The sequence below is a fragment of the Mesorhizobium sp. URHB0026 genome (assembly GCF_054059755.1).
Genome location: NZ_JBSSCN010000002.1, coordinates 38,438 through 62,949 on the forward strand (window position 1 = coordinate 38,438; position 24,512 = coordinate 62,949).

Sequence of the window (24,512 nt, forward strand, 5' to 3'; positions counted from 1 at the left end):
AACTGCTTTAGACTTCGGTTCCGGCCTGCCTGAAACGCAGGGCGGTGACAAATCTCACACCCAGTGACGTAACGAGCTTGGGGTACGTTCTGCTTGGACTTGCACGCGTTTTGAGAATGTCGATCACGCGCGAGTTGCGCCCTGCAGCAAGTTCGGCCACAGCCTTTCCAAAGGCTGCACCACGCGCTACTCCGGTCCCATTGCAGAAGGCCGCGCCGTAAACGTTGGGGCCTAGTTCCCCAAACACCATGCCGCCGTTTTGAGCCAAGGTCAGCAAACCGCCCCAACTCGCCTCGAAGCCGATTTTCGAAAGCTCCGGCCAGCGCCGATCGAATGCGACCTGCTGCTGGACCCGGGCGCGGGCGACGTCTGCAGTGGTAGTTTTGAAGTCGGTTGCATACGAATAGACGTTCCGCAAAAACAGGCGGTTGTCAGCGGTACGCCGGACTGTGGTGCCGAAGCTGTCCGCGGGGATGAGACCGTAAGCTTCTTTGTCGCCGACAAGTGCCAATTCCGCCTTGGTCAGCTGCCGCGTCATGCTGGCCCACGTATAGAGTGGGATAGCCCGGTGTTCAAAAAAGCCAAACCTGGTGAGATAACCTGACGCGCAAATGATGACCTTCGGCGCCCTGATCGTCCCGGCCGGCGTCTCACAAACATGCTGCGGTCCGCCAAACTGGACGCCAGTGATTGCCGTATTTTCGTGGACGGTGACGTTGGCCGGCAGACCTAAGACAGCGTTTTTCAAATATTTCGCAGGCTGGAGAAGGATCGTCCCCGGATGATGCAGCGCCTTAATGTAATGGCGGCTACCGGTGATTGCTTGGATCTCATTCGCCTCTACCCAAGTGTAATCCTGACCAAGCTTGTCCAATGCCTGCGAAAAGCGCTGGAGGTCCTCAACGCCGTGCTGGCTCGCGGCACTATGGTATTTGCCTTGGGGGTCCCAGTCACACTCGACGCCCTGCCCCTCCACCGCGTCCCTAATGTATGAAATCCCGTCAAGATTGACGAACAGCTCTTCCTGGTTTCCCTTAATGTCCTCAACGAAATCGCGCTTACGCGGATTGTGGGCGAGATCAATGACAAACCCCATACAGCGGCCCGACGCGTTGTTGCCGATGCGGCCGGCGTCCACCAGGACGATAGAAGCCTGCGGATGCAGTTCTGCGTAGCGGCGGGCCGCATGAAGCCCCATCCAGCCCCCGCCAATGACGAGGCAGTCGCAATCGACGTCACCCTTTTGAGGGATGAGGGGAAGCTCTGGACCCGATGCAAGGTACCATCCCGAGTCTGTAGGTTCCGGATGCGGCGGCGCAACGGCGATGCGGGTGGACTTGGAATGAAAATCTGATGTCGCCACGTGCAGCTCGCTGGCATGGTGCAAGCTGGACACCAAGTGCCTCGCCCACCGGTTGGTAATGCCTTTGGATTTAACCTATGCCGCTGATGGCTCGTAGACGGAAAAGACAGCGCCTGATATAGACCAGTTTCATGTCGAAGCTTCGCAGCCTGGTCCCGTCCACGCATTCGCTGTTCGTGTTCGAAGCGGCTGCCCGCAACTTAAGCTTCAAGAGCGCGGCGGCGGAGCTGAACGTTACGCAGCCCAGCGTCTCGCATTCAGTCAAAATGTTTGAAAAACACTGCGGAACGTCGTTGTTCATACGCGACAACCGCGGCGTCCAGCTGACTGCGGCCGGAAAAGACCTGTATGAAGAGGTAGCGGCAAGTTTTCGGCGGATCGAGCTCAAGTTACAGTCAATTTCGGGTCGATCCACGCAATATATCACATTTGCGGCGTCGACATCGCTTGCGGCTCATTGGCTGGCACCGCAGCTTTACCATTTCCAGGAAGAATTTCCCGATATTCGGATCAAGGTGGTCGCAACGGATCGCGACGTAGAACCCGATCACGAAATCGACGTCACAGTCTGGCTCCGTCCGCGTAATTTTGAACGGTCGAATAGCTGGTATATCTGCGATGAAGAGATTTTTCCGGTTTGCTCACCGGGTTACCTCCTGGCGCATCCCGCGTTACAAACCGTGGATGACCTGAATGGACATCAGTTGGTTCACTCGTCCGACGCATTCAGGAAGCGCATGAGTTGGTCAGAATGGGTAGCTCTTGCCGGGGGAAACACGGGTGACATCAGGCCCAACATTGTATTCAACGATTATCAGCTGACACTCCAGGCTGCGTTAGCTGGCGAAGGAATCGCATTGGGCTGGTCACTCACCGCCCAATATCTGTTGAGCAACAGGCTTTTGGTTCGGCCTCTCCAGACCAAAATACAGACCGAGAGAGCATTTTTTCTGCTTTCGAGCGATGAAGCCGGTAAAAATAGGCGATGCCAGCATTTGGTCGACTGGTTTCTGAGGCAGTCTCACGACCTTCGCGCGTGAGCTAACGCCGAGGCCTTCAATCCTCCAGCGGTAGCTGAGGCCAACCAGATATAAACTGGGTTTACCTCCAGCTAAACCTTTTGCGCATTCTCACACTCACCCACTCTGCCTATCATCCTCGGCAGGCGGCCCTCACTGACACGAGTGGTAGCCGTTGGGGGCGGCGGCGCCGCAGAAGGTATGTGATGGACACTGACACAACCATGACGCGTCGCCGAGGCGGCCGTTCTTCCGTGGTAGCGCAGCGTGAGGGCGAACGAATCCCGCGCCTTACGACGCTGAAATACGGCATCAAGCCGGTCGAGGCCGTGAGTGAAGAGCAGCTGGAGCGTATCCACCAAGCCTCACTGGCGATTTTGCGTGAGATCGGCATCGAGTTCAGGGACGAGACGGCCCTTCGTGAATGGCGAGAGGCCGGCGCCGACGTTGATGGCCAGCGCGTGAGGCTTGAGGCCGATATGGTCATGAGCTTGATCGCAAAGGCCCCTAGCCGGTTCGAAATGACCTCGCGGGATCCGGCGCAGCGGTTCGAAATAGCGCCGGACACCATGACATTCGGCGCCATGCAAGGCGCTCCAAACGTCCGCGATCTCCAAGGGGTGCGCCGCGCGTCAACGATCGCCGACCTTCGGGATATGAACCGGCTGACGCAGATGCTTCCCGGTTTTCATATCGCCGGCGGATTTACCTGCGAGCCCACGGACGTCGCGGTGCCATGGCGGCACTTGCACATCAACCATTCCAGCCTTGTCGAGACCGACATGCCGTTCTTCGGGCTGACAACCGGCAAGGACAGGGCCGACGACTCCATTGCGATGGGTAGGATCGTGCACGGCAAGGCCTTCATGGATGCGAATGCCGTCATGATTGGTCACGTCTCGGGAAACTCCCCTTTGGTCTGGGATTCGACGATGCTTGAAGGCCTCCGAGCCTTTGTCGACGCGAACCAGGTCGTGCTGCTGTCGCCTTTCGTGCTGGGAGCCGCGAACACGCCGGCAGATGTACCGGCCACGATAGCCCAGCTCAATGCAGAGGCCTTGGCAGCTCTCGCCTATACACAACTCACGGCGCCCGGCGCCAAAATGATTTATGGGCAGTATTCCGTGTCGGTCTCCATGCGCAGCGGCGCGCCCATGTCGGGCATGCCCGAGGTCACCCTGATTAACGCGGTGATCGGCCAGCTGGCGCGGCGTTACGGCCTGCCCTGGCGCACAACAGCCTCCCAGTCGTCCGCCAAAACCTTCGATGCCCAGTCGGGCTACGAGTCCGCGATCGCCTACATGTCAGGTGCGAGCGCTTGCGCAAATCTGATGATGCACGCCGGGGGCTGGGACGAAGCCGGGCTTGTCTGTTGCATGGCAAAGTTTGTGGCCGACGCCGAACAGAACCTGCTCATCGCCAAATATGCAAAGGGCATCTCCTTCGAGCATTTTGACGACGCCTTAGAAGCGGTTCGCCGCATCGGTCCCGGAGGACATTACCTTGGGGACGCGTTCACGCTCAGACGCTTCAAGGAGGCGTTCATATCTCCGGAAATCCTGGATTACCTCAGTTACGAGCAATGGAAAGTCAAAGGTTCCAAGGACATGGCTCAGCGTTGCCGGGAGAAGGCACGCGTGATCATCGACAACCATAAAGCGCCGGGAATGGACCCTGCCACCCGCGAAGAGCTCGATGCCTTTGTGACGAAGCGCCAAGAGCAGATTTCGCCAAGCCTCGCATGACAAGCGGCGCCCTGTGGGCTCCCCGCTGCAACTGACAACAACGGGAACACTGACAAGGGAGTGTGAAATGGGTTTCTTTAAGAGCAATGGCGAGCGGGTACCGGTCGCGATCGACAAGATGGCGGTCGAAGTCAAATCGGGTCGGATGGACCGTCGCGAATTCCTGGCATTCGCCAGCACCTTCGGAGCCTCAGCGGCGTTGGCCTATGGAATGATCGGGATGGCTGTCCCGCAGCCCGCGCATGCCGAAGAGGCCAAGAAAGGCGGCAAGCTGAGGGTGGCTATGCCGGTCAAGGCCCAGAAAGATCCGCGAACCTATGACTGGGTCGAGTTGGCCAACGTGACACGCTGCTGGCTGGAACCCTTGGTACGCTACACTCACGAATTCACCTTCGAACCGGTCCTGCTTGAAAGCTGGGACGTCAATGACGACGCCACGGAATATGTATTCCACGTCCGGAAGGGTGTGACCTGGAACAACGGAGACGCCTTCACCGCAGATGACGTCGTGTTCAACGTCACCCGTTGGTGCGAAAAAGGCGTGGCCGGCAACTCAATGGCGGCCAGAGTCGGCGGGCTCATGGACGCCAAGACCGGTAAGGCGCGCGATGGTGCTATCGTCAAGGTCGACGATCATACGGTTAAACTCAATCTCAGCCAGCCTGACATCGCCATCATCGCCAACCTGACCGACTATCCCGGACTCATCGTCCATCGCACATTCGACGCCCAGGGCGCCGATCCGGTTAAAAATCCCATCGGAACGGGTGCGTTTGAGCTGGTGTCGTATGATGTCGGCCAGAAAGCAGTCGTCAAGCGTCGCGAAAACGGAAAATGGTGGGGTGGCGAAGCCCTGCTCGACGGCGTGGAGTTCATCGACTACGGCACCGATTTTTCGGCGACTGTCTCGGCGTTCGACTCTGCGGAAATCGACCTCAACCTCGAAACACCGGCCGACTTCATCGACATCCTGGCCAAGATGGACGTGGTTGTCTCGGAGGTTGCCACGGCGACGACCTTGGTCTGTCGAACCAATATCGCCAACAAACCCTACGATGACAAAAAGGTTCGCAACGCGCTGCAAATGGCCGTCGACAACAATGCCGTTCTCCAGCTCGGCTACGCAGGGCGCGGCGTGGTCGGCGAGAACCACCATGTCGCCCCCATTCATCCGGAATACTTCGCGCTGCCGAAGAAAACGCGCGACATCGACGGAGCCAAAAAGCTCATGGCCGAGTCCGGTCACACGGATTTTGAGCATGAGTTGATTTCCGTCGACGAAGACTGGCAGAAGAACACCGGTGACGCCATCGCCGCCCAGCTGCGAGAGGCCGGGTTCAAGGTCAAGCGGACCGTATTGCCCGGGTCGACCTTCTGGAACGACTGGTCGAAGTACCCCTATTCATTGACCGTCTGGTACATGCGACCGCTGGGGGTCCAGGTCCTGGCCCTCGCTTACCGTACCGGCGAAGCATGGAACGAGACGGCCTACGCCAACCCGGACTTTGACACGATGCTCAAGAAAGCCTTCTCGGTAAGCGATCCTGCGAAGCGGCGCGAATTGATGAAGGACATCGAGCATACCGTCCAGGATTCCGGCATCATCATCCAGCCGTTCTGGCAAAAACTCTTCGGCCATATGAGTAAGAAAGTCCATAACTACGCCATTCACCAGACCTTCCAGATGGATCTGCAGAAGGTTTGGATCGACGCCTGATCCATCAGCCGCGTCCTCCCAAGCCGGTACCCGCTAATCTGGGTACCGGCACCCTTTTCACCAGGATTGCCCCATGTCCGAAGATGATATTATCCTTACTGAACTGTCGGACGACGAACTTGTCCAGCAGATGCATGACGATCTTTATGACGGCCTGAAGGAAGAGATCGAGCAGGGGACGAACATCCTACTCGAGCGCGGCTGGTTGCCCTACAAGGTTCTCACCGAAGCCCTCGTCGAAGGCATGCGCATCGTCGGCGAGGATTTTCGCGACGGCATCCTGTTCGTTCCCGAAGTGCTGTTGTCGGCCAACGCCATGAAGGCCGGCATGTTCATCCTGCGCCCGCTGCTCGCCGCCACCGGCGCGCCGAAGCAGGGCAAGATGGTGATCGGCACCGTCAAGGGCGACATCCACGACATCGGCAAGAACCTCGTCGGCATGATGATGGAGGGCGCCGGCTTCGACGTCATCGACCTCGGCATTAACAATGCGGTTGAAAAGTATTTAGGGGCGATTGACGAGCACCAGCCCGACATCATCGGCATGTCAGCCCTGCTGACCACCACCATGCCCTACATGAAGGTCGTCATCGACACGATGAAGGAAAAGGGCATTCGCGACGACTACGTCGTGCTGGTCGGCGGTGCGCCGCTCAACGAGGAATTCGGCAAGGCCGTCGGCGCCGACGCCTATTGCCGCGATGCCGCTGTGGCGGTCGAAACCGCCAAGGATTTCATGAAGCGAAAGCACAATATGCGCAGTTGACGGCCCACTGTCGGCCTGAAGACGCGATCCCAGAGAGTCGCACCATGCGAGTTGGCGCGCCGATTTCCACGACGCAACGTTTCGTCAGCGAGGACGTGAACCAATGAATGCGCCATTCCCAGCGGCAGATAAAACGCGCGTTGTGCGGTGGAACCCGACACCGCATCCAGTCGGTGCCCGTGAGAACGTGTTTCGCTTGGTCATTCTGGCACTCCCCGGATTCTCGCAACTCGGTCTCTCTTCGTTTGTAGACCCTCTGCGCCTGGCCAATTTCGTATCGAGCCGGTCATTCTTCGAATGGACGATCGGCAGCGAGGACGGGAAACCCGTGCAGTGCGCAAGTGGTTTCGGGATGTCCGTCAGCAGCAATTTTGCAGAGGCCTCGCAGAGAGTGCCAGCTGGTGACAGTCCGGACATGGTGATCGTCTGTGCTGGCGATCGGGTCGAAAAGCACGCGTCCCCTTCCCTCATCAAAGCTCTTCGCCTTTACAGGCGTCACGGTATTCCAATAGCTGCGCTAGGAACCGCCACGTGGCTGTTGGCGGAGAGCGGCATGCTTGATGATACAGCTTGCACCATCCATTGGGACAAACGTGCCGCCCTGTCGGAGCGGTTTGGCCGCCTCCAGGTGTCCGACCGACTGTTCGTTCGTGACCCCTACCTCCTGACCTGCGCAGGAGAGTTCGCGTCCTTCGACCTGGTCATGGAGCTGATCAGCGAACGCCTGGGAAGAGAAACCGCACTAGCTGTTTGTCGACACACCACGGCTGGCCACTGGCGCCCTGCGTCGGACCGCCAGTGGACCATCAATGCAGGTCAAACCAGCATCTGCAAACCGCTGACTGACGTCATCCGCATCATGGAGGAACATATTGAGGATCCGTTGCCGCTGCGCGACATCGCCAAATGCGTCGGCCGATCACAACGCCAGATCGAACGGCTTTTCCAACGCTCAATCGAGTCGTCTCCCATGCGGTTCTACCTGCACCTGAGGCTCAGCCGAGCCAAACGCCTCATTGAACGGACCGAGTTGCCCGTCGTCGAGATCGCAATCGCTTGCGGGTTCGCATCGGCATCACACTTCTCAAAGTGCTTCCGTCAGGCGTTCGGCTCAAATCCGAGCTCTCGACGAGCCACGTCCTGATCGACCGATAGCGGCGGGAACCATTCAGCATGACTTCGTTTTCCATCGTAAACCATAAGATCGACCCGTCTCGCGGCTCAACGGCAGTGAAGGCAGACGGCAGTGTTGACGACAATGACCGAGTGGAAATAGGTCCGACGGACCTTGCGTTCACCGAGTGGCAACAACTAGGGCTTACTGCTCCCAATCTCGAGCGAATGAGGAAGACCCGTTTAGATCGCATCGTCCAGCAGTTGCGAGATCGTGACTATGCCGGGGTCCTTTGCTTTGATCCCCTCAATATCCGGTACGCGACCGACTCCTCCAACATGCATGTCTGGACCATGCACAACCCGTCCCGAGCCGTGTTTGTATCGGTCGACGGTTACGTCGTGCTCTGGGACTTTCATCGCTGCAGCCATCTCTCAACCTACCTGCCGCTCATCAGCGAAATTCGCGACGGCGGCGCGGGGTTCTATTATTTTGTTGCAGGTGACGCAGAGGAAGACATCGCTAAGCAATTTGCGGCGCAGATCGACGAGCTAGTGCGGCGCGGCGGAGGCAAAAACCGGCGGCTAGCCATCGACAAGATCGAAATTCCAGGACTCCGCGCGTTGGACGCGGTCGGTATCGACGTATGCAATGGTATGCAACTCATGGAGCATGCCAGGGCCATTAAAGGCGTCGATGAGGTCAACGCAATGCGCTGCTCGATCGCCACTTGCGAGATCGCTGTTGCTAAAATGCGTGAGCGTTTGACACCGGGGATAGCCGAGGCTGAACTGTGGTCGGTGCTCCATGCCGAAAACATCGCGCGCGGAGGCGAGTGGATCGAGACGCGGATCCTCACATCCGGCCCGAGGACAAATCCCTGGATGCAGGAGGCGGGTCCCCGAAAGATCCAGTCAGGGGATCTCGTGGCGTTCGACACAGACATGGTTGGACCCTACGGCATGTGCGCGGATTTTTCGCGAACCTGGCTTTGCGGCGACGGTACGCCAACCGAGCAACAACGTAGGCTGCACGCGATCGCCTATGAGCACGTGATGAACAACATGGCCCTGCTACGGCCCGGGATATCGTTCACCGAACTTACCGAACGGAGCCACAAGCTCCCTCCTGAGTTTGTGGATCAACGATACGGAATCATGATGCACGGCATTGGGCTCTGCGACGAGTATCCCGCCATCCTCTATCCCGAAGACTTCATACCCGGTGCCTTTGACTATGTCCTGCAGCCCGGCATGACACTCTGTGTCGAAACCTACATTGGTGCAGTGGGCGGGCGTGAGGGCGTGAAGCTTGAGGAGCAGGTGCTTATCACCGACAAGGGGCACGAGATTTTGACACGTTGCCCGTTTGACGCGGCGCTGATGCGTTAAGCGGTCGCCACCCGTTTCAGAGGCGAGAGCGCGGCTCCTGGCGCGAGACTAATAGAGTAGGCGTTGCTACACGTTCGATCACCGTTTCCCCGACATGATATCCCTTTATGTCATTTTCGGCGCGTCAACTGCGCTGCAGCTAAACTGAGATAGAACCGTTCCAACGGATAGTTTGCTCAGCCAAAATTCGGGCGTATCGAGCAACCCGAGCCGACAAGCAGGCTTGGCAGCGCGCGCTTCGCCCGAAGCAATGTCGCCTGGCATGCTCTGGACGGCTAAAGTGGCGGGTGGCGCAAAAGCTGGCACTGCAATGGTCGCCGGAGCAGATTGCGGGTTGGCTGAAGCGAGCGTACCCAGGCGATCCAAGCATGCGGATATCTCATGAAGCGATCTATCGCAGCCTGTTCATCCAGTCGCGAGGGGTGCTCAAGAAGGAGCTGACAGCCCATCTGCGCACCAAACGACAGATGCGCCTCGGCAAAGGTGCACAGAGCAACCGAACGGGGCAAGGTCAAATCCTCGATATGGTCTCCATCCGCGAGCGTCCCGCCGAGGCAGAGGATCGTGCCATCCCAGGTCATTGGGAGGGTGATCTGCTCACCGGAGCAAACGACACGAACATCGTCACCCTGGTCGAGCGACACAGCCGGTTCACGATGCTTGTGAAGTTGGCCAGAAGGGACTCAGCGACTGTCGTGGCGGCCCTCGCCGAGAAAATCGGCACATTGCCCCAAGAGCTGCGGCGCTCGTTGACATGGGACCAAGGCAAGGAGATGGCTCGTCATAAGAGCTTCACCGTCGCAACCGATCTCCAGGTCTACTTCTGCGACCCGCGCAGTCCCTGGCAACGAGGCAGCAACGAAAATACCAACGGCCTGCTCAGGCAGTACTTCCCCAGAACAACCAACTTCTCGCAGGTCCCGCAGGCCCAACTCGACAGCGTCGCCCTGCGGCTCAATCAGCGCCCCCGAAAAACCCTGGACTTCGAAACACCCGCCGATAGGCTACACAAGGTGTTGCAGTGACCGGTTGAACCAACCGGCGCAAAGCTGCCGTTCGCCCGCTCGATCATTATTCTGAAAGCTGCCGTTCGCTCATCATCTCGCTCGGCCTCGAGCTGACCCACCTAAAATTCTATCCAATCATTGGATCTTTGACCACGAGCCTAGCGTCATGCGCTCCTTCGCGTCGGCAAAAGAGAGAGGGAGAGGCCCGCCTCGCGCGGTCTCCTCCCTTCCCGATTAGGCCTTTGTCAGTTGTTCTAAACTGCGGCCACTGCCTTCCGGATCACGTCGATCACGACGGCAGGATGGGAAAGCATCGGCACGTGACTACTCACCACCTCGGTGACATCAGCGCCCATGCGTTTCGAGACCCAGCGCTGCAGGTCGGGATGTACGGTATGGTCTTTCGTGGCAAGAACATACCAGCTCGGCTTTGACTTCCATGCGATTCGATCGGCGCTGAGATTCTGCTGATGGAACAGATCGAAAACGGGCGCATAGTGGGTAGCCCATATGAGCTTCTGGTCTGCCTCGGATAGGTCGCCGGCGAAGAATTCAGGGCCATTAGGCAACATCCAGGCGCGTCCATCCGCGACCTCGACCCGCGTGAAGATATCCGATGGGTACTTATCGAGTTGGTTCTGCACCGTTTCGCCGGCGTCCGGGGCAACTGCTGCGATGAACACGAGCCCCACGACGCGAGCGTCAACGCCGGCGGCGGTAATGGTAGCACCACCGTAGGAATGCCCGACAAGGAGGACGGGATTGCCGACGCGGTTAAGTGTCCGCTTTACAGTCGCCACGTCCTCCTCGAACGAATCCAGGCCATATTGAACAGAGATGACTTCGTGACCGTCTGCCTGGAGCGCTGGAATCACCTTGTTGAAGCATGAACCGTCGGCCCAGATGCCGTGGCAGAATACGATGGTCAGCTTGGATGTTGTGGACATTTTGCCGTCTCCTGGTTGATCAAACGAGACGTAGATCTGTCTTCCACCGGCGACAAAGACTTTGTACGTTCGACCTATGCCTCAAAAGTATAACGGTGACCCATGGAACTCCGACATTTACGCTATTTCGTTGCCGTCGCAGAGGAGGGTAGTCTGCTAACCGCTGCCCAGCGGCGGCTAAACACATCGCAGCCTTCGCTGAGCCGACAGATTCGCGATTTGGAAGCCGAAATCGGCGTGATGTTGCTCGAGCGGCAGGCACGCGGCGTAGTGCTTACCCCTGCGGGACGCGTCTTCCTAGATCATGCCCGGCTCGCTCTTCTGCAGGTCGAGGCCGCGGTCGATGGTGCTCAGCGGGCGGCGCAGCCGAACAGGCCCGTACTGTCCATCGGATTTCTCGTAGGGCTCGAGGTCACGTGGTTGCCTCATCTGTTGCGCGTCATCCGCGAAGAAGTACCGGATACGGAAGTCACGCTGTGCAGCCTGTCTTCCCCTGAACTTGCCCTCGCTTTGATGCGCGGGAAGCTGGACATGGCCTTCCTTCGCCCCGAGAAACAGAGCCTGGGGCTGACCTTTAAATTGCTGACGAAGGAGCCTCTGATCGCCATCCTGCCAGCGGGCCATCATCTGGCTTCGCGCAAAAAAGTCCGGCCGCAGGACCTTGCCAGCGAAATTTACGTCAGCTCGGCGAGGACGTCTCCGGTATTGCAAGCAGTGATCGAGGCCTACGCATCGACCGCCGGAATCACGCTGAAAGCAAAGTACGAAGGCGAGAACATATCGTCGGCAATGTCATTGGTCGCGTCTACGGGAGGAGTTACGCTCGTTCCGCTGTATGCACAGAATATGCTGACGCCGAACGTCGTTGCCAGAGCGCTCGAAGGTGTGCCTCCGACAGTCGATCTTACTTTGGGGTATGCCGATGCTAACTCATCACCTTTGCTCCATCGACTTCTGTCCCGTGCGGATGAGTTGATCGAAAGCGTTCAAAATCAGAGCATCATCCGGTATGCCCAAACCCTATAGTAAAGTTACGGTCCAAAGCATCAGCAGCAAAGGGACGTCCGTCTAGGCTGATATCCGACGGTCCACTTTGAGGCCCGCAGAATGCGCCGTTGGATGACCGGCTTTAGTCGCAAGGGTCATGGAGGCGATTGGACCTACCAAGATCCGCTTTCGCGCATTGGCCGACCAGATGCTGCGTTCCGCTGCCGGCCCAAAACCTTCGGTGGGTTTTGCGCCTCATTCGGGCGTAAAACGTGCATTTCGATCGCCTGGCAGCGGACATTTCGGATGGCAGGTCTATAGGTCGATGTTATGCCATAATCAGACTCAAGAGCCTATGGCAGCCTGAAGTCGGAGGGCAGCATGCCACGGACGTCAAATCCATCGACTTTGCCACATTCACGTCCAATTGCGCGCACGTCGCCAAGGTAGGACCGCCGTGCTCGAAGGACGAGACAATGACTACAGACAGCGTGCTATGGATGCATATACCTATTTGATCAAACCGTACTGCCGCGCCTTGTTTCGGAGAAAGGGCAAGCCGTTACCCATAACGACCGTTTCGCTGTCGGCGACAGGGCGCCAGACGCTTAGTCCAAATGCCAACAGGGGGTCCATATTAATGAAGCTCTCCATTGCCAACCCACCTTTGAAGTCCATGGCGGCGAGCGTCGCAAAAGTCTCGTCCCAGTGGCAGTTGCCCTCGCCGGGCGTGCCGCGATCGGATTCCGAGAGATGGATGTATTTGAGATGATCTCGGGCAGTGATAATGCCGTTGCCCATGCCCTTTTCTTCGATGTTCATGTGGTAGGTGTCGAGATGGACGAAGACATTGTCCATGCCGATGCGCTCGACCAGCGCCACGGCCTGCGCCGCCGTGTTGATGAGGTGGTTTTCGTAGCGGTTGACCGCCTCTATGCCGATCTCAACGCCACGCGACTTGGCGTATTTGGCGGCCGCCGTCATGGCCCGCGCGACATTGTCGAGTTCGCCTTGGGTTGGCGGCACGCCGGTTCGCTCGCCGATGCCGCCAAAGGTTACTCCCGACAGCGCTTCGGCGCCGATGTCGGCGGCCTTGTCGATGGCGACGCTGAGGAACTCGATGGCGGCGTCGGGACGCACCGAGGGCCAAGCGCGTTCGGGCAAGCCGAGCGAGCATACGGCCTGCATGTTATTTGCCGCGAGCAATTTACGCGTATGCACCGCATCGACTGACTGTGGGTCGGCGATCGAGATCTCGATGAAATCGAGATTGTATTTCTTGATCGCCTGCAGGGTGTGTTCCGCGCCCGCCGGAGTCCAGCCGCTGGTCCACATGCTGGTATGAACGCCAAAGCCCTTCATCGCCTGATCCTCAGAAAAGTGAGTTGCCCCGCAACCCATCGCAAAATCATGACGCCGACGAGCATGATGCCCCAGATGGCGGTGGCGAGATGCTGGCTGGCGCCGATCAGATTGAGACCCGACGACAGCAGCTGCAAAATGATAAGCGCCAGGAACACCGACACCACCTTGCCGAAACCACCGAACGGATTTACGCCGCCAAGGAAGCAGGCGAGCACCGTGATCAGTACGTAGGATTCACCATGCCCGACACGCACCGAATTGAAGCGCGACAGCATAATGATCCCGGAAATGCCGCACATGGCGCCGGATAGGACGTAAATCAGCGTGATCACCCGTCGCGTCGGGATGCCCGAATAGCGCGTGGCTTCAATGTTGGAGCCAACCATGTAGTTGGAAAAGCCGAGCCGGGTGCGCGTCATCAGCAGATGCCAGACGATCACAGCCGCGATCAGGATCAACAGCGGAATTGGCACGCCGAAGACATAGCCGTGCCCGAGCGGCTGTATGAATTCCGGGAATCCAGAGATGTCGGCGCCGCGCGTCAAGAACTCGCCCAGCCCACGCAGGAAGATCATCATCGAGAGCGAAACGAGAATGGGGTGCGCGCCGGTATAGGCGATCACTGGACCCATGACGAAACCGCTGCCTGCGCCGACGCCCACCGCGAGGACGGAGCCCAACAGGAAGGCGTAGATGCTCGCGTCCGGTCCGCCATTGGCATGTAGCACCCAGGCGAGAGTGAGACCGCAGAGATTGGCCGTGAACGTCACTGCCAGATTGATGCCGCCCGAGATGATCGGCATTAGCATTGCGAGTGTGAGAAGGCCGAGTTCGGGAAGCTGGAACGCGACGGAGTCGAAGGTTGCCATCGACAGGAAGCGTGGCGACAGCACGCCGAAAAAGACAATGACGGCGACCAGAGCCAACAGCAGACCAATGTTCTCGGTACCGAGTTTTGTTACCAACTGCCTGGGGAGACTCTGCCGGGGCGTGGTAGCCGGGGCGACGCTTTCGCTCATGTTCCGCTCCGTTGCCGCGGGGCCACGAACATCTGGCCGATCGGGGCATTCGACAGGGTGATGGCGATGAGGATGATTGCGCCGATGATCATCTTGAAGGCGTAGGGCGAAATGCCGAGCAGGTTGAGCCCGTTCTGCGTCACCGACACCAGTAGGACGCCAAGAATGCAGCCGAGCACCGTGCCGCGCCCGCCGCCGAGACGCGCCCCGCCGAGCACCACGGCCGCCAGCACATCGAGCTCGCGGCCGATCAGCGCATTGGGAACTACCTCCTGCGCATAGTGGACCTGCACCAGCCCGCCGATGCCCGCCATCAAGCCGAGCCAGCCGAAGGCGATGAAGTGCATGGCGGCGATGTTGATGCCGAGCCGCCGCGCCCCCTCGGGATTGTCTCCGAACGCATAGAGCTGCCGGCCGATGGTGGTGTGCCGGATCAACACCCAGGTGGCGATCACACAGATCGCCATGATGCCAACGGGCAGGGCCAAGCCGGTCCAGTTGCCGTTGGCTTGCTGGAACTCGATCAGCATCGTGCGATGCGTCCACCACTCGGGCAAATTGTAGATCGACACGCCTCGCGTGACGAACATCAGGACCCCGAAGAAAATGTTGAAAGTCGCGATGGTGACGACGATGGAGATGATGCGGAAGTAGTAGATCAAGGCTGCGTTGACGGCGCCGAGTGCGATGCCAGCGATGGCGGCGAGACCGATGCCGATGAACCAGTCGCCGCCGCCAATCCTGACGAGCACCACAGCCACCACATACTGGACCACCGATGCCGCGACGGCGAACGAGATGTCGATGCCGCCGGCGATCAACACCACCAGCAGGCCCACCGCAAAGATCAGGTTCGTTGAGCTGGTGTTGAGCAGGTTGAAGAGGTTGGCGATGGTGAAAAACTTGTCGCTGCTTAGCGACAGGCTGACGCAGATGATCAACAGAACGATGATCAGCCAGGTCTCGGTCGGATTGCCTCGGAGGAGCTTGGGGATCTTGAGGCTACGCATAGACCGCAGCCTCCAGATCGCTGAGCGAAACGGCACGAGGATCATATTCGGTGACGATGCGGCCGGCCACCATGTGCAGCACGCGATCGGCGTTGAAATAGACCTCCGGCACTTCGTCCGAGATGAGGAGGATCGCGAGCCCTGCCTCAGCAAGCCGCGCCACGATCTCGAAGATGCCAGCGCGGGCACCGACATCGACACCCACCGTCGGCGCATCGAGAATGATGAGCTTCAACCCAACGGCGAGCCACTTCGCGATAGCGATGCGTTGCTGGTTGCCACCCGAAAGCGTCGAGATGGCATCGGTGGGCCGGCCGATTTTAATGGCCAGCTCGTCGATCCAGCGGGTCACCAATTTGTCCTTCTTGGTGAAGGAGATGAAGCCACGAACGAGTACCTTGTCGAGCACTGAAATGACGAGATTGTCGGCGATTGATTGCTGCTGGATCAATCCGAGCGCCAGACGGTCCTCCGAGAGGTAGCCGATACCGGCACGGATGGCATCGCGGTTGGACCTTAGGCCAAGCGCTTTGCCGTTCAGTAAAACGCGCCCTCGATCTGGAGGCAACATGCCGAAGATCGAGAGCGCCAGTTCGGTCCGTCCGGCACCCAACAGGCCAGTCAGACCAACCGTTTCGCCGCGCCGTATGGTCAGTGAAACATCGGCGTAGTCGCCGGCTCGCGTCAACCCTTCGACAGCGAGCACAACCGGCGAAGCAGAATGGTCTTTCGTCCGCACGCCTTGGTCAAAAGTCTTGCCGGTCATCAGCTCGGTGAGCCGCGACTGCGTCATGCCCTCAGTCGGATAGACACCGACCAGTTTGCCGTCACGGAGCACGGTGACCCGGCTCGAGATTTCGAGCACCTCCGCGAGCCGATGGCTGACGAAGACCACGGACACGCCGTCGGCGGCGAGCGTACGCACGGTATCGAGCAGGCGATCGGTCTCGGACTGCGTAAGCGAAGACGTCGGCTCGTCCATGAAGATCACTTTGGCGTCGCCGGCGAGGGCCCGGGCAATCGCGACGATCTGGCGCTGCGCGATGGCGAAGGTGCGCAGCGGCGCATCGACATCGAGATCGGCGCCGAGCCGGGCCAGCAGGCGTCGTGCAGTGTCGCGCATGGCCCCATGATTGACGATGCGCGGCAAGGCGCCGAGTACAGAGCGGATGCCGACATTTTCGGCGACGGTCATTTCGGGAAAAAGCGCTAGGTCCTGCCAGATCACCTCGACGCCGGAGGCGCGCGCAGCGGCGGGCGACATGACGTCGACGGCCTTGCCAGCAAAGGCGATTTGCGCGCCCGCGAGCGGCTGGTAGACGCCTGTAACGACCTTGATGAGCGTGCTCTTGCCACTGCCGTTCTCGCCGGCAATGCACTGCACTTCGCCAGGCAGCACTTCGAAGCTGACATCCTGCAGTGCCCTGACACCACCGAACGTCACGCTAATATTGCGGAGCGAGAGAACGGCTGCCCGGTTCTCCTCTGTCGACACGGAAAAACTCATCGACTGGACCCTGGTTGTAGGGAAGGAGGCGCCGGAATCGAGGACGATACCCCGGCGCCTTGGTCCGCCGCTTACAGCCCGAGGGCCGCCAGACCATCAACCGTGTCGACCGTGATTGGCTGGTTCGCATCAACGATGATCGTGCCGGTCTTGAAGTCGGGATGCACCACACCAAGACCCTCGATAGTCATGCCATCGGTGACTTTGCCGCCACCCACCAGATAATCGGACAGGGTCACGAACACCTTGCCGGCCTCGAGCGGATTCCACATGAAGCCGCCGTCGATTGTGCCGGACTTCAGCATCGCGCTGCCCTGGCTGGGCGAGAACGAACCGACGAGAACCACCTTGTCACCGAGCTTCTGCTCGTCGAGCGCACGGCCGACGCCGATCGGGCCCTGACTACCGAAGGTCAGGAAGCCACCGAGATCCGGATTGGCCGCGAGCACGTCCAGCGCCGTCTTGCGGCTGTCGTCGGCGCTTTCGGCAACGCCGTACCGATCGCCGACCATATGCATGTCCGGATAGTTCTTCTTGATATAGGCGATGGCCGCATCAGCCCAGGCGTTGTGCGCCGGCACCGTGAGCGAGCCCACATAGACGACATACTTGCCCTTGCCGCCCATCTTGTCGGCGAACAGCTTCGCATGCGCCTCGCCGAAGCCGACTGCGGACACCATCTCGAAGTCCCAATCGGCGTTCACCTGATCGGGCGATTCATGGGTGATGACTGTGATGCCGGCATCACGGGCCTTCTTCAGCACCGGCTCGAGCACATTGGCATCGTTCGGCACGACACCGATGGCATTGACACCCTGAGCGATGAGATCTTCGATCGCGCGCACCTGAAGCGCCGGATCGGCACTGGTCGGCCCCACCATGAAGCCGTCATCGCCGAGTTCCTTGGATTTTTCCTTGATCCCCGTTTCCATGGCGTTGAACCAGGGAATGCCGCCGATCTTCACGACAACTCCAACCTTGACGTCCTTCGCCTGTGCATCGATTGCGGTTACAAAGAGTACTGCACCCAGCGCAGCAACAAGTATCGCTTTTCCTAACATAGCTTCCTCCCTTGCATTTTCTCGCGCGCGTTTTTGGAACTTTAAACTTCGGTTTCCTGTGCGCTCGCGCGGAGAAGCAACAGCACCTCCGCCGACGCTCTGGAGCTGGTCGAGCCCAGAGCGCCCCTCCTCCTGCAACATAAGAAGGCCTGGATCCTTTTGGGTCAAGGGTGCTAAATAGATTTAGCAAGGCATTTTTTGATAGAAACCCCAACGAGGCTGTCAGCATCCCAAGTGCAGCAAGAAGACCCGACCGAAAGAGCCACACCCGAACCCGCTGGGGAGGGGACGCCAAATGCCAACGAAGCCTGGGGTCCGTACGGTTGACGATGCAATCCGGTATCTAGCGAGACGAGGAGTTCTGGACATTGCGAGCGATGCATCACCATCCCGTCATTGGGCCGCACGAAGGTTCCCGGTCAGCTTGATCTGCACCCAGGCAATCGATGCACTCTTTTCGAGCAGGCTACGCGCGAGCGCTGGGGGACGCCGACGTGGCGCACGTCGCCATCGTGACTACCGGGCCATCCCGCTGGCGTTCTGCCTGGAGCCGGGATCGCCATTGGGCGTGGAATCCCAGTCTTCCTGGGCGCCTTCATGCTCGCCGGTTCTGCCGAAACTGGTTGGCACCGTCACGAGCGGAAAATGGTCCACGGAATGGTTCTCGAGAAGCTTGAAGCCTTCGGCAATCATGACTTCGACATTCTGACGTACCATTGTTACGTCGAATGGAAGATATGCGGCGAATGGATCCCAGTCGAAGCTGCCGGCAACAATCTGTTTCAATTCACTTGGAGCCAACGTCGATAGGAACCGCAAGGCCCCCTCCAGCGCAGTCACCCCGTTGATGAACATGCCAGCTGGCAAATGTCCCAGCTCTGCGTATCGCGCGGCCAGCGACCGAGCAGCATTGGTGGGCGCGTACCCGCAGCAATCAACAGTTCTGGGTCCGGGAGCAATCCCGTGCGCTGCCAGAACATCGTTGAAGCCAAGCAATCGGCTGCGCGTAGCGTCATCGTCATGGACTCCCCCGAAGAAAAACAGATCGTTGGTCGCGCTGCGCCGTTTCTCTAGCTTGCTGATCACGACTTCGGTCAGCGCTCTTGCGCCGCCGTAATTGTCGGAAACGACCGAGGGCGCTCGAGAGCCCGGCAAGTCGACATTGATGCACCGCACGGCGGCGGCGCGGCACAAATCATTAAGTGGGTCTGGGCAACGAACCCCCGCAATGAAGAGGAATTCGACCTGCTGCGCCAGGAGCGTTTCCGTCACGTTGATTTCATTGTCCGGATTCCTATGCGTACTGACCACAATTGGGCACATCCCTCGGGCGCGCGCTTCCGCTTCGAAGGCCTCCGCGAGGCCGGCAAAAAAACGATTGCGGTAATGCGGCAAAATCATTCCGGCCAATCCCGACCGAGATAGCCGCAACCCCCGAGCCTTGAGATTGACCGCATAGCCAAGCCGTTCGGCCCAGTCGAGAATCGTTGCCGCCGTCTCCGCCTTGATGCGGTGCTGCTGCCAAGAGTCGTTGAGGACCAAGCTGACCGCCGTCGGCGATGACTTGGCAGCCAAGGCGATATCGTAAATCGTAGTTTTTCGCCGCAAAGACTTCTTCGCCATTTGGGATGCCCCGCTTCAATAACGCGGCGGAAGCTGCGCGCCTTGGATGCATCACCGCCTAGTTAGACCAGACGTAGGCAGACGTCCACGTGTAACGAACACTATGGGTCTAACAAGGTGACTGCGTGCCGGATTGGGGAGCCTCTTCCTGAGGTGATCGTCGGGGAGCGTCCGCAGCTTGGATTTTTCACCGGTTGATGGCGCTCCGACAAGCGGGCGATCTTTCAAGCAGCGGCGAAAGCACAGCGCGCGATTGTGCGCCTCGGCGCGCAACGGACGGATCTTCTGCGGAATGCGAATGACCGCTGTCGCCGTGAACACGCCTTAAGCAGACAGTCGGCTAGTGATGCGGTGGACGGCTCTCCTCCCGCCCTGCGGTATGATCGTGGGGCCAGAAGCTGGAGGAGATCTATGATGGGCAACGTTACGACGATTGGTCTGGATATTGCGAAGTCAGTGTTTCAAATCCACGGGGTGGATGCGGCGAGTGAGGTTGTCGTTCGCAGAAAGCTGACGCGTGGGCGCGTGATGGCATTCTTCGAGAGCCTGCCACGTTGCCTGGTCGGTATCGAAGCCTGCAGCTCGTCGCATTATTGGGCTCGCGAGCTAATCGCACGTGGTCACGATGTGAGGTTACTGCCGGCACAATATGTGAAGCCTTAGCGGCAGAAGAATGATGCCGCAGATGCAGAGGCGATCTGCGAGGCGGTCACTCGGCCGACCATGCGCTTCGTGCCTGTGAAATCACCCGAGCAGCAAAGTGTGATGATGCTGCACCGGGTCCGGTTGATGCTCAACCGCCAGCGCACGCAGATATCGAACGCGTTGCGGGCACACCTATCCGAGTTCGGGATCGTAGCGCCGATCAGGCGGAATGGATGGGGATCGCCCCGGACTTCGTGCAATAGCGCGGATGGCAAGACCTGCCGCAATCCCGCGAGAGATCTCTTCGCGCTCCCCCAGCTCGAGCGCCGAGGCCGCTCTACGCCTTGCTGACGGAGCAATGCCGCCGTGTAAGGATACGATCCGCTGAACGCCGCCCTTGGTCCGGCGGTCTAGTGCCCGCGAGATCGATGAAATGCTCTGACCCTGCTTTCACCGCTCCCAAAGCTCGGCCTTCTGCTCCGGGGTAAACCAGATCCGTGACGTCACCATGCGACACCTCCCAATCCTCTCAGATTAAAGGTGTTGCGGCGACCGGTTGAACCCACCGGCGCAAAGCTGCCATTCGCCTGGATCGGACATGTACCTGGAATGGGCGGACAGCAATCCGACAGCTTGGTGTCCTAATCTTTAAGAGCCGACATCATGTTGGACGGAGGCATGCTCGCAACATGACCACCCTGTTTGGGCGGCAACGCGTGCACAGGCTGGACTTGCCGTCGCAGCCATACGATCTTCGTTGCGGGGTCACTTTCGACGTGACAGCTCGTGGCGGGGACACAAATGCTCGATGCCATCCTTACCTTCGTCGCCACGTTGTTAGTCGCGGTCTTCGCGATGATAATGCTGGTGGCCGGCGTCGAGACATGGAACGGCGCGATGATCGAACCGCTTCTCCTGCGCCGAACGCTCCTGCTTCTCATCCCGATAGGAGGGATCGGCCTGGCGTTTCTTCGGGCTCGCCGCAGCCTGCGTAAGGCTCGAGCGAAACGCGAGGCGGCGGATACCCGCGAGAATGCCCGCGCGGCCGGGCAGGCTCGCCCTGCCGCGGACCTCGCTCGCCGGCGCACCAAGGCTGCAGGCGGCGACGCCGCCGCAAAGATGGTGGCGGAGTCCCAGGCGCAGGCCAAACGCTCCGACGGTGCCCACAGGGCGAAGATCCGCGCGCATGTCGAGCGCAAGGCACCGCCCACCAGCGATGCCGACCGTGCGGCGATCACCCTCGCCTCGCGGGCCTGCCTTGCCATCCGCCACGTCTTCCCACCGCGCCACCCGCAGCGCACGATGAGCTTTTTCGGCGGCGTGCCGCTGGCGCCCGACGATCTGGACTGGCCGATGATCCACAACCGCAAGGGGCTGCTCGAGCCGCTAACCTTCATGGGCCAAGTCGACCTTGGCGCGCTGCCCGACGGGCCGGCACGCTCGCTGCTTCCCGCGCACGGCTATCTTTATTTCTTCGCGCCGATGTCGGGCAATTTCGACGGCGATGCGAGCCACTTCGTCGTCCGCTATGTCGAAGGCAAGGCCCGCAAGGACTGGGGTCCTCAGCACAATCCCGGATTTCTGGAGCCGATCGACGGCGCCGAGAACGCTCGCTACCGATATCCCTGGCTGACCTGGCACGACAAGCCGGAGAAGGTCTATCCACGCTTCTATCCGCGCATCGAGATCGAGCTCGGCTGGTTGGAGGACGTCGCCGAGGTGGAGGAAGGCGACCCGGATGCCGGCGACGGCTTCCCATGGGAGGTCGCCAAGCAGCGCCGCCGCCAGCAGCTCGTCGCGTTTCATGGCGCGCCAGTCTCCTGGAACGACGCGCTCTCCGCGCACGGCAAGCCCACGGACCGGCTCTGGATCCCGTTCGAGGGGTTTCCGACTAACCGCCGGACCGCCGAGGTCCTGCTGGGTTACCTGAAGTCATACATCAAGGAGGAGACCATCGGGATCAAGGCGCGGCTCGACACCCTGCCGGCGAGGTCCGAGGACCCGGAGCGGTCTCGGCTCTCCGCCCTGCTCGAACGCTACACGCAATTCGAAAAGGACCGCTGGCGGATTTTTCAGCTGGCAACCACCGGAGAGGCCCAGCGTGGCAAGGCCCTCGACGAGAACCAACGGACCGAGCTCCTTGCGCTACTCGAGGAATTGCGCGCCGGCGCGCTGCCGGAAGGTGTGCTCGAGCGCCACTATATGCACAAGCGCCTGCCTATGGTGCTGAACGAGTGGATCGCGAGGGCGGCGGTCGAAGGCGCCGAAAGCGCGCTCGCCGATCCGGACGGGATCGCGCAGATGCCCGACGCTGTCGTCGAGGCGCTCCGCTACCGGCACAGCGTGCTGCGCGATCCAGACTTCAGCAAGAACGGCTCATACGCACAGCACCAGATGCTGGGCCGCGGCGTCGCCATTCAGGACGCGGCCGAGTTGATGGCGCCCGAGCACATCCTTCTGCTCCAGCTTCGCTGGGACAATGCGCTCGACTGGCACATGGGCGACGCCGGCGCGGCGCAATACTGGATCCGCCCGGCCGACCTAGCGGCGCGGCGCTTCGAGAACACCGTGCTCACCTTCGAGAGCCATTGAAGCGAGGGTGTCTCCCGCGGGCGCTGGTCGGCCCGCTGTTTTATCGGTTCGGGCACTATTCTCTGCTGCGACTCTGGGAGTCGGCGACGGAGCGGACAGCTTCGGAAGAGCGGTTGTTTGCCGAACTCGATCGGCTGACGGCTGAGGACGATGGGCGCGACGGCAGGTGACGACGATTTGATTGCCCGTGTCCAAAAAGCATACGGGCGGTTGTCCCAAGGTCTCGTTAGAGGCAATCTACGCCAGCATGGATGACTATATCAGCAAGATTGTTCAGCTTCGCCCACTAATGACGCAAGCTCGGATCGAGGAGACATTTCCACGCGAGAAGTGGTCCGAACACAGCCGTGGCGGAAAATTCGGCGTGCAGTTCGGGTTCGGGCCAAGCGCCAACAACGATCCCAGCGGAATCGCCAGCGACCATATCGTGGAAAAGATCGACTTCAGATCCCCCTTTCCGGGTTCCATCAGCCTCTATGGCTTCGCAATCGGGATGGCTCGATTGGACGCCGACAACGAGATCGCCAGACTCGGACTTGCCACGATGGAGATCACCCATCCCGATGTCAGGTATCTCAGCGGCAACACGGATGAGGGGTTTGAAATCATGTTGATGTTCAGGAAAGACTCGCTCGAGCAACTGACCATCTGCCAACCCGGTCATTCGAGGATCATCGACGCCCGGCAGGCGTTTTGGAAGGAGCGGTCGGAGAAGGAACAAAAGCGACGCGAACTGGCCAGCGCCTGGAAACATATAAGCGCCGACGACGACGCCATGCTCCTGACCTGGGCTAAACATTGCCAGCCATGGGACGACTACTCGCCAAGCGAATTCGTGCGCTATGCCAATTGGCTGCGCCAAGCCGATCCGGATCAACGCCATGTGGCGGCGCTGAACTGGAATTGGGATTACGGCCTTGCGCCGCTGCTCTGGATCACCCGGCGCGAAGACTGCGATCTGGCGACGGCGTTGCACGTCTTCTTTGGCAGTAGCCCTGAATTTTATCTGCAGTTCGAAGGCGACCGGTCTCGCGTTGCGGAGAAGCAATCAGATTTGACGACATTCGACATGATGATGGACATCAAAGCTAGGATAGAACGCGGCTTCTATCGGCGCTCGGCGATCGAGTTCGACTTGTCACGAAACGTCGAGATTATCAGCCGGTATAAGCCAACACCCGGCCAGCTGGCCGCTGTCCTTCCGGCCAACCTTCAGACAAGCGGTGCCGGACGCCGCATCGAGCGCGAAAACCGGTTCGGAGGCTTAGACATCCCAGCGTTCGGGATCAACTGATCAGCGTCGACACGTCTCCCGGTGCGCCTCTCGGTTTGGCGACCCAAGTAGTTTGACTGAGGCCAAAGAGCCTTTCCGTTCGAGGCAGCCGGGGGGCAGTGCAATAGCTGCAACGCGAATGCCCCGCCGGCAAAAGGATCACTTGGATGTCCCGGAACTGACGCAACCGCGATCTGCAGCATGGTCCGCGAATTGTCTGCTTTCAGGCGGCTTCAGAGATCACCTCAACTTCCGATATAGGCGCAAAGCGGACGGAAATCCGGTTACAGGCGATCGCGGTCGAGCAAACCCATCTTGAACGAAATTTGCAACGCATGATGTCGCCGGGCGAGCTATCAAG

Annotated in this window: 17 protein-coding genes and 3 pseudogenes; 11 read left to right on the forward strand and 9 right to left on the reverse strand. The window is 59.6% G+C overall.

Annotated features, from left to right (window positions below):
* Window positions 1-7 precede the first annotated feature (7 nt).
* Window positions 8-1,387, reverse strand: a complete 1,380-nt coding sequence (locus ACVWWD_RS28775; protein ID WP_352596974.1) for an NAD(P)/FAD-dependent oxidoreductase — start codon at window positions 1,385-1,387, stop codon at window positions 8-10.
* Between the two features lie 107 nt (window positions 1,388-1,494).
* On the opposite strand from ACVWWD_RS28775, the gene ACVWWD_RS28780 reads away from it, so the two are divergent.
* The 7 genes and pseudogenes from ACVWWD_RS28780 to ACVWWD_RS28810 form a co-directional block, all read left to right on the forward strand.
* A complete protein-coding gene (locus ACVWWD_RS28780) occupies window positions 1,495-2,403 on the forward strand; it encodes a LysR substrate-binding domain-containing protein (RefSeq protein ID WP_352553569.1) in 909 nt (302 codons plus the stop codon).
* Between the two features lie 185 nt (window positions 2,404-2,588).
* Entirely contained in the window at window positions 2,589-4,127 is a 1,539-nt protein-coding gene (locus tag ACVWWD_RS28785; protein WP_457103665.1) for a trimethylamine methyltransferase family protein, read from the forward strand.
* A 67-nt stretch (window positions 4,128-4,194) separates the two neighbouring features.
* Window positions 4,195-5,844: an ABC transporter substrate-binding protein gene (locus ACVWWD_RS28790; protein ID WP_457103666.1), complete on the forward strand. Its 1,650-nt coding sequence runs from the start codon at window positions 4,195-4,197 to the stop codon at window positions 5,842-5,844.
* Window positions 5,845-5,917: 73 nt separating this feature from the next.
* Window positions 5,918-6,610: a corrinoid protein gene (locus tag ACVWWD_RS28795; protein WP_352733456.1), complete on the forward strand. Its 693-nt coding sequence runs from the start codon at window positions 5,918-5,920 to the stop codon at window positions 6,608-6,610.
* A 103-nt stretch (window positions 6,611-6,713) separates the two neighbouring features.
* Window positions 6,714-7,754: a GlxA family transcriptional regulator gene (locus ACVWWD_RS28800; protein WP_457103667.1), complete on the forward strand. Its 1,041-nt coding sequence runs from the start codon at window positions 6,714-6,716 to the stop codon at window positions 7,752-7,754.
* A 29-nt stretch (window positions 7,755-7,783) separates the two neighbouring features.
* Window positions 7,784-9,115 carry a dimethylsulfonioproprionate lyase DddP gene (dddP, locus tag ACVWWD_RS28805; protein WP_352553561.1) on the forward strand — a complete coding sequence of 444 codons (1,332 nt, stop codon included), beginning with the start codon at window positions 7,784-7,786 and terminating at the stop codon, window positions 9,113-9,115.
* 185 nt (window positions 9,116-9,300) lie between these two features.
* Window positions 9,301-10,148, forward strand: a pseudogene (locus tag ACVWWD_RS28810) (IS30 family transposase); the annotation flags it as partial.
* Between the two features lie 228 nt (window positions 10,149-10,376).
* Here ACVWWD_RS28810 and ACVWWD_RS28815 read toward each other — a convergent pair.
* A complete protein-coding gene (locus ACVWWD_RS28815; protein WP_352553689.1) occupies window positions 10,377-11,069 on the reverse strand; it encodes an alpha/beta hydrolase in 693 nt (230 codons plus the stop codon).
* Window positions 11,070-11,171: 102 nt separating this feature from the next.
* Here ACVWWD_RS28815 and ACVWWD_RS28820 point away from each other — a divergent pair, with 102 nt between their 5' ends.
* The gene (locus ACVWWD_RS28820) at window positions 11,172-12,095 is read left to right on the forward strand and encodes a LysR family transcriptional regulator (protein WP_352733492.1); all 924 of its coding nucleotides are present in this window, start codon (window positions 11,172-11,174) and stop codon (window positions 12,093-12,095) included.
* Between the two features lie 471 nt (window positions 12,096-12,566).
* Here ACVWWD_RS28820 and ACVWWD_RS28825 read toward each other — a convergent pair whose 3' ends face one another.
* The 6 genes from ACVWWD_RS28825 to ACVWWD_RS28850 all read right to left on the reverse strand — a co-directional run bounded on the left by ACVWWD_RS28825 (window position 12,567) and on the right by ACVWWD_RS28850 (window position 19,641).
* Window positions 12,567-13,418 carry a sugar phosphate isomerase/epimerase family protein gene (locus ACVWWD_RS28825; protein ID WP_352553691.1) on the reverse strand — a complete coding sequence of 284 codons (852 nt, stop codon included), beginning with the start codon at window positions 13,416-13,418 and terminating at the stop codon, window positions 12,567-12,569.
* A complete protein-coding gene (locus ACVWWD_RS28830) occupies window positions 13,415-14,440 on the reverse strand; it encodes an ABC transporter permease (RefSeq protein WP_352553693.1) in 1,026 nt (341 codons plus the stop codon). The genes ACVWWD_RS28825 and ACVWWD_RS28830 overlap by 4 nt, the downstream gene beginning before the upstream one ends.
* On the reverse strand, window positions 14,437-15,435 hold the full coding sequence (locus tag ACVWWD_RS28835) for an ABC transporter permease (protein ID WP_352553701.1): 999 nt from the start codon (window positions 15,433-15,435) through the stop codon (window positions 14,437-14,439). The genes ACVWWD_RS28830 and ACVWWD_RS28835 overlap by 4 nt, the downstream gene beginning before the upstream one ends.
* 7 nt (window positions 15,436-15,442) lie before the next feature.
* A complete protein-coding gene (locus ACVWWD_RS28840; RefSeq protein WP_352553695.1) occupies window positions 15,443-16,957 on the reverse strand; it encodes a sugar ABC transporter ATP-binding protein in 1,515 nt (504 codons plus the stop codon).
* Between the two features lie 71 nt (window positions 16,958-17,028).
* Window positions 17,029-18,018, reverse strand: coding sequence for a substrate-binding domain-containing protein (locus tag ACVWWD_RS28845; RefSeq protein WP_352553697.1), 990 nt, complete (start codon window positions 18,016-18,018; stop codon window positions 17,029-17,031).
* A gap of 516 nt (window positions 18,019-18,534) precedes the next feature.
* Window positions 18,535-19,641 (reverse strand): substrate-binding domain-containing protein, encoded by a 1,107-nt coding sequence (locus ACVWWD_RS28850; RefSeq protein ID WP_352553699.1) that lies wholly within the window; start codon window positions 19,639-19,641, stop codon window positions 18,535-18,537.
* 414 nt (window positions 19,642-20,055) lie between these two features.
* On the opposite strand from ACVWWD_RS28850, the pseudogene ACVWWD_RS28855 reads away from it, so the two are divergent.
* Window positions 20,056-20,502: pseudogene (locus tag ACVWWD_RS28855) on the forward strand (IS110 family RNA-guided transposase); the annotation flags it as partial.
* Between the two features lie 15 nt (window positions 20,503-20,517).
* Here the strand turns inward: ACVWWD_RS28855 and ACVWWD_RS28860 are convergent.
* Window positions 20,518-20,796, reverse strand: a pseudogene (locus ACVWWD_RS28860) (helix-turn-helix domain-containing protein); the annotation flags it as partial.
* A 291-nt stretch (window positions 20,797-21,087) separates the two neighbouring features.
* On the opposite strand from ACVWWD_RS28860, the gene ACVWWD_RS28865 reads away from it, so the two are divergent.
* Window positions 21,088-22,878, forward strand: a complete 1,791-nt coding sequence (locus tag ACVWWD_RS28865; protein WP_352597042.1) for a DUF1963 domain-containing protein — start codon at window positions 21,088-21,090, stop codon at window positions 22,876-22,878.
* 247 nt (window positions 22,879-23,125) lie between these two features.
* Window positions 23,126-24,172, forward strand: a complete 1,047-nt coding sequence (locus ACVWWD_RS28870) for a DUF4274 domain-containing protein (protein ID WP_352550152.1) — start codon at window positions 23,126-23,128, stop codon at window positions 24,170-24,172.
* Window positions 24,173-24,512: the final 340 nt, after the last annotated feature.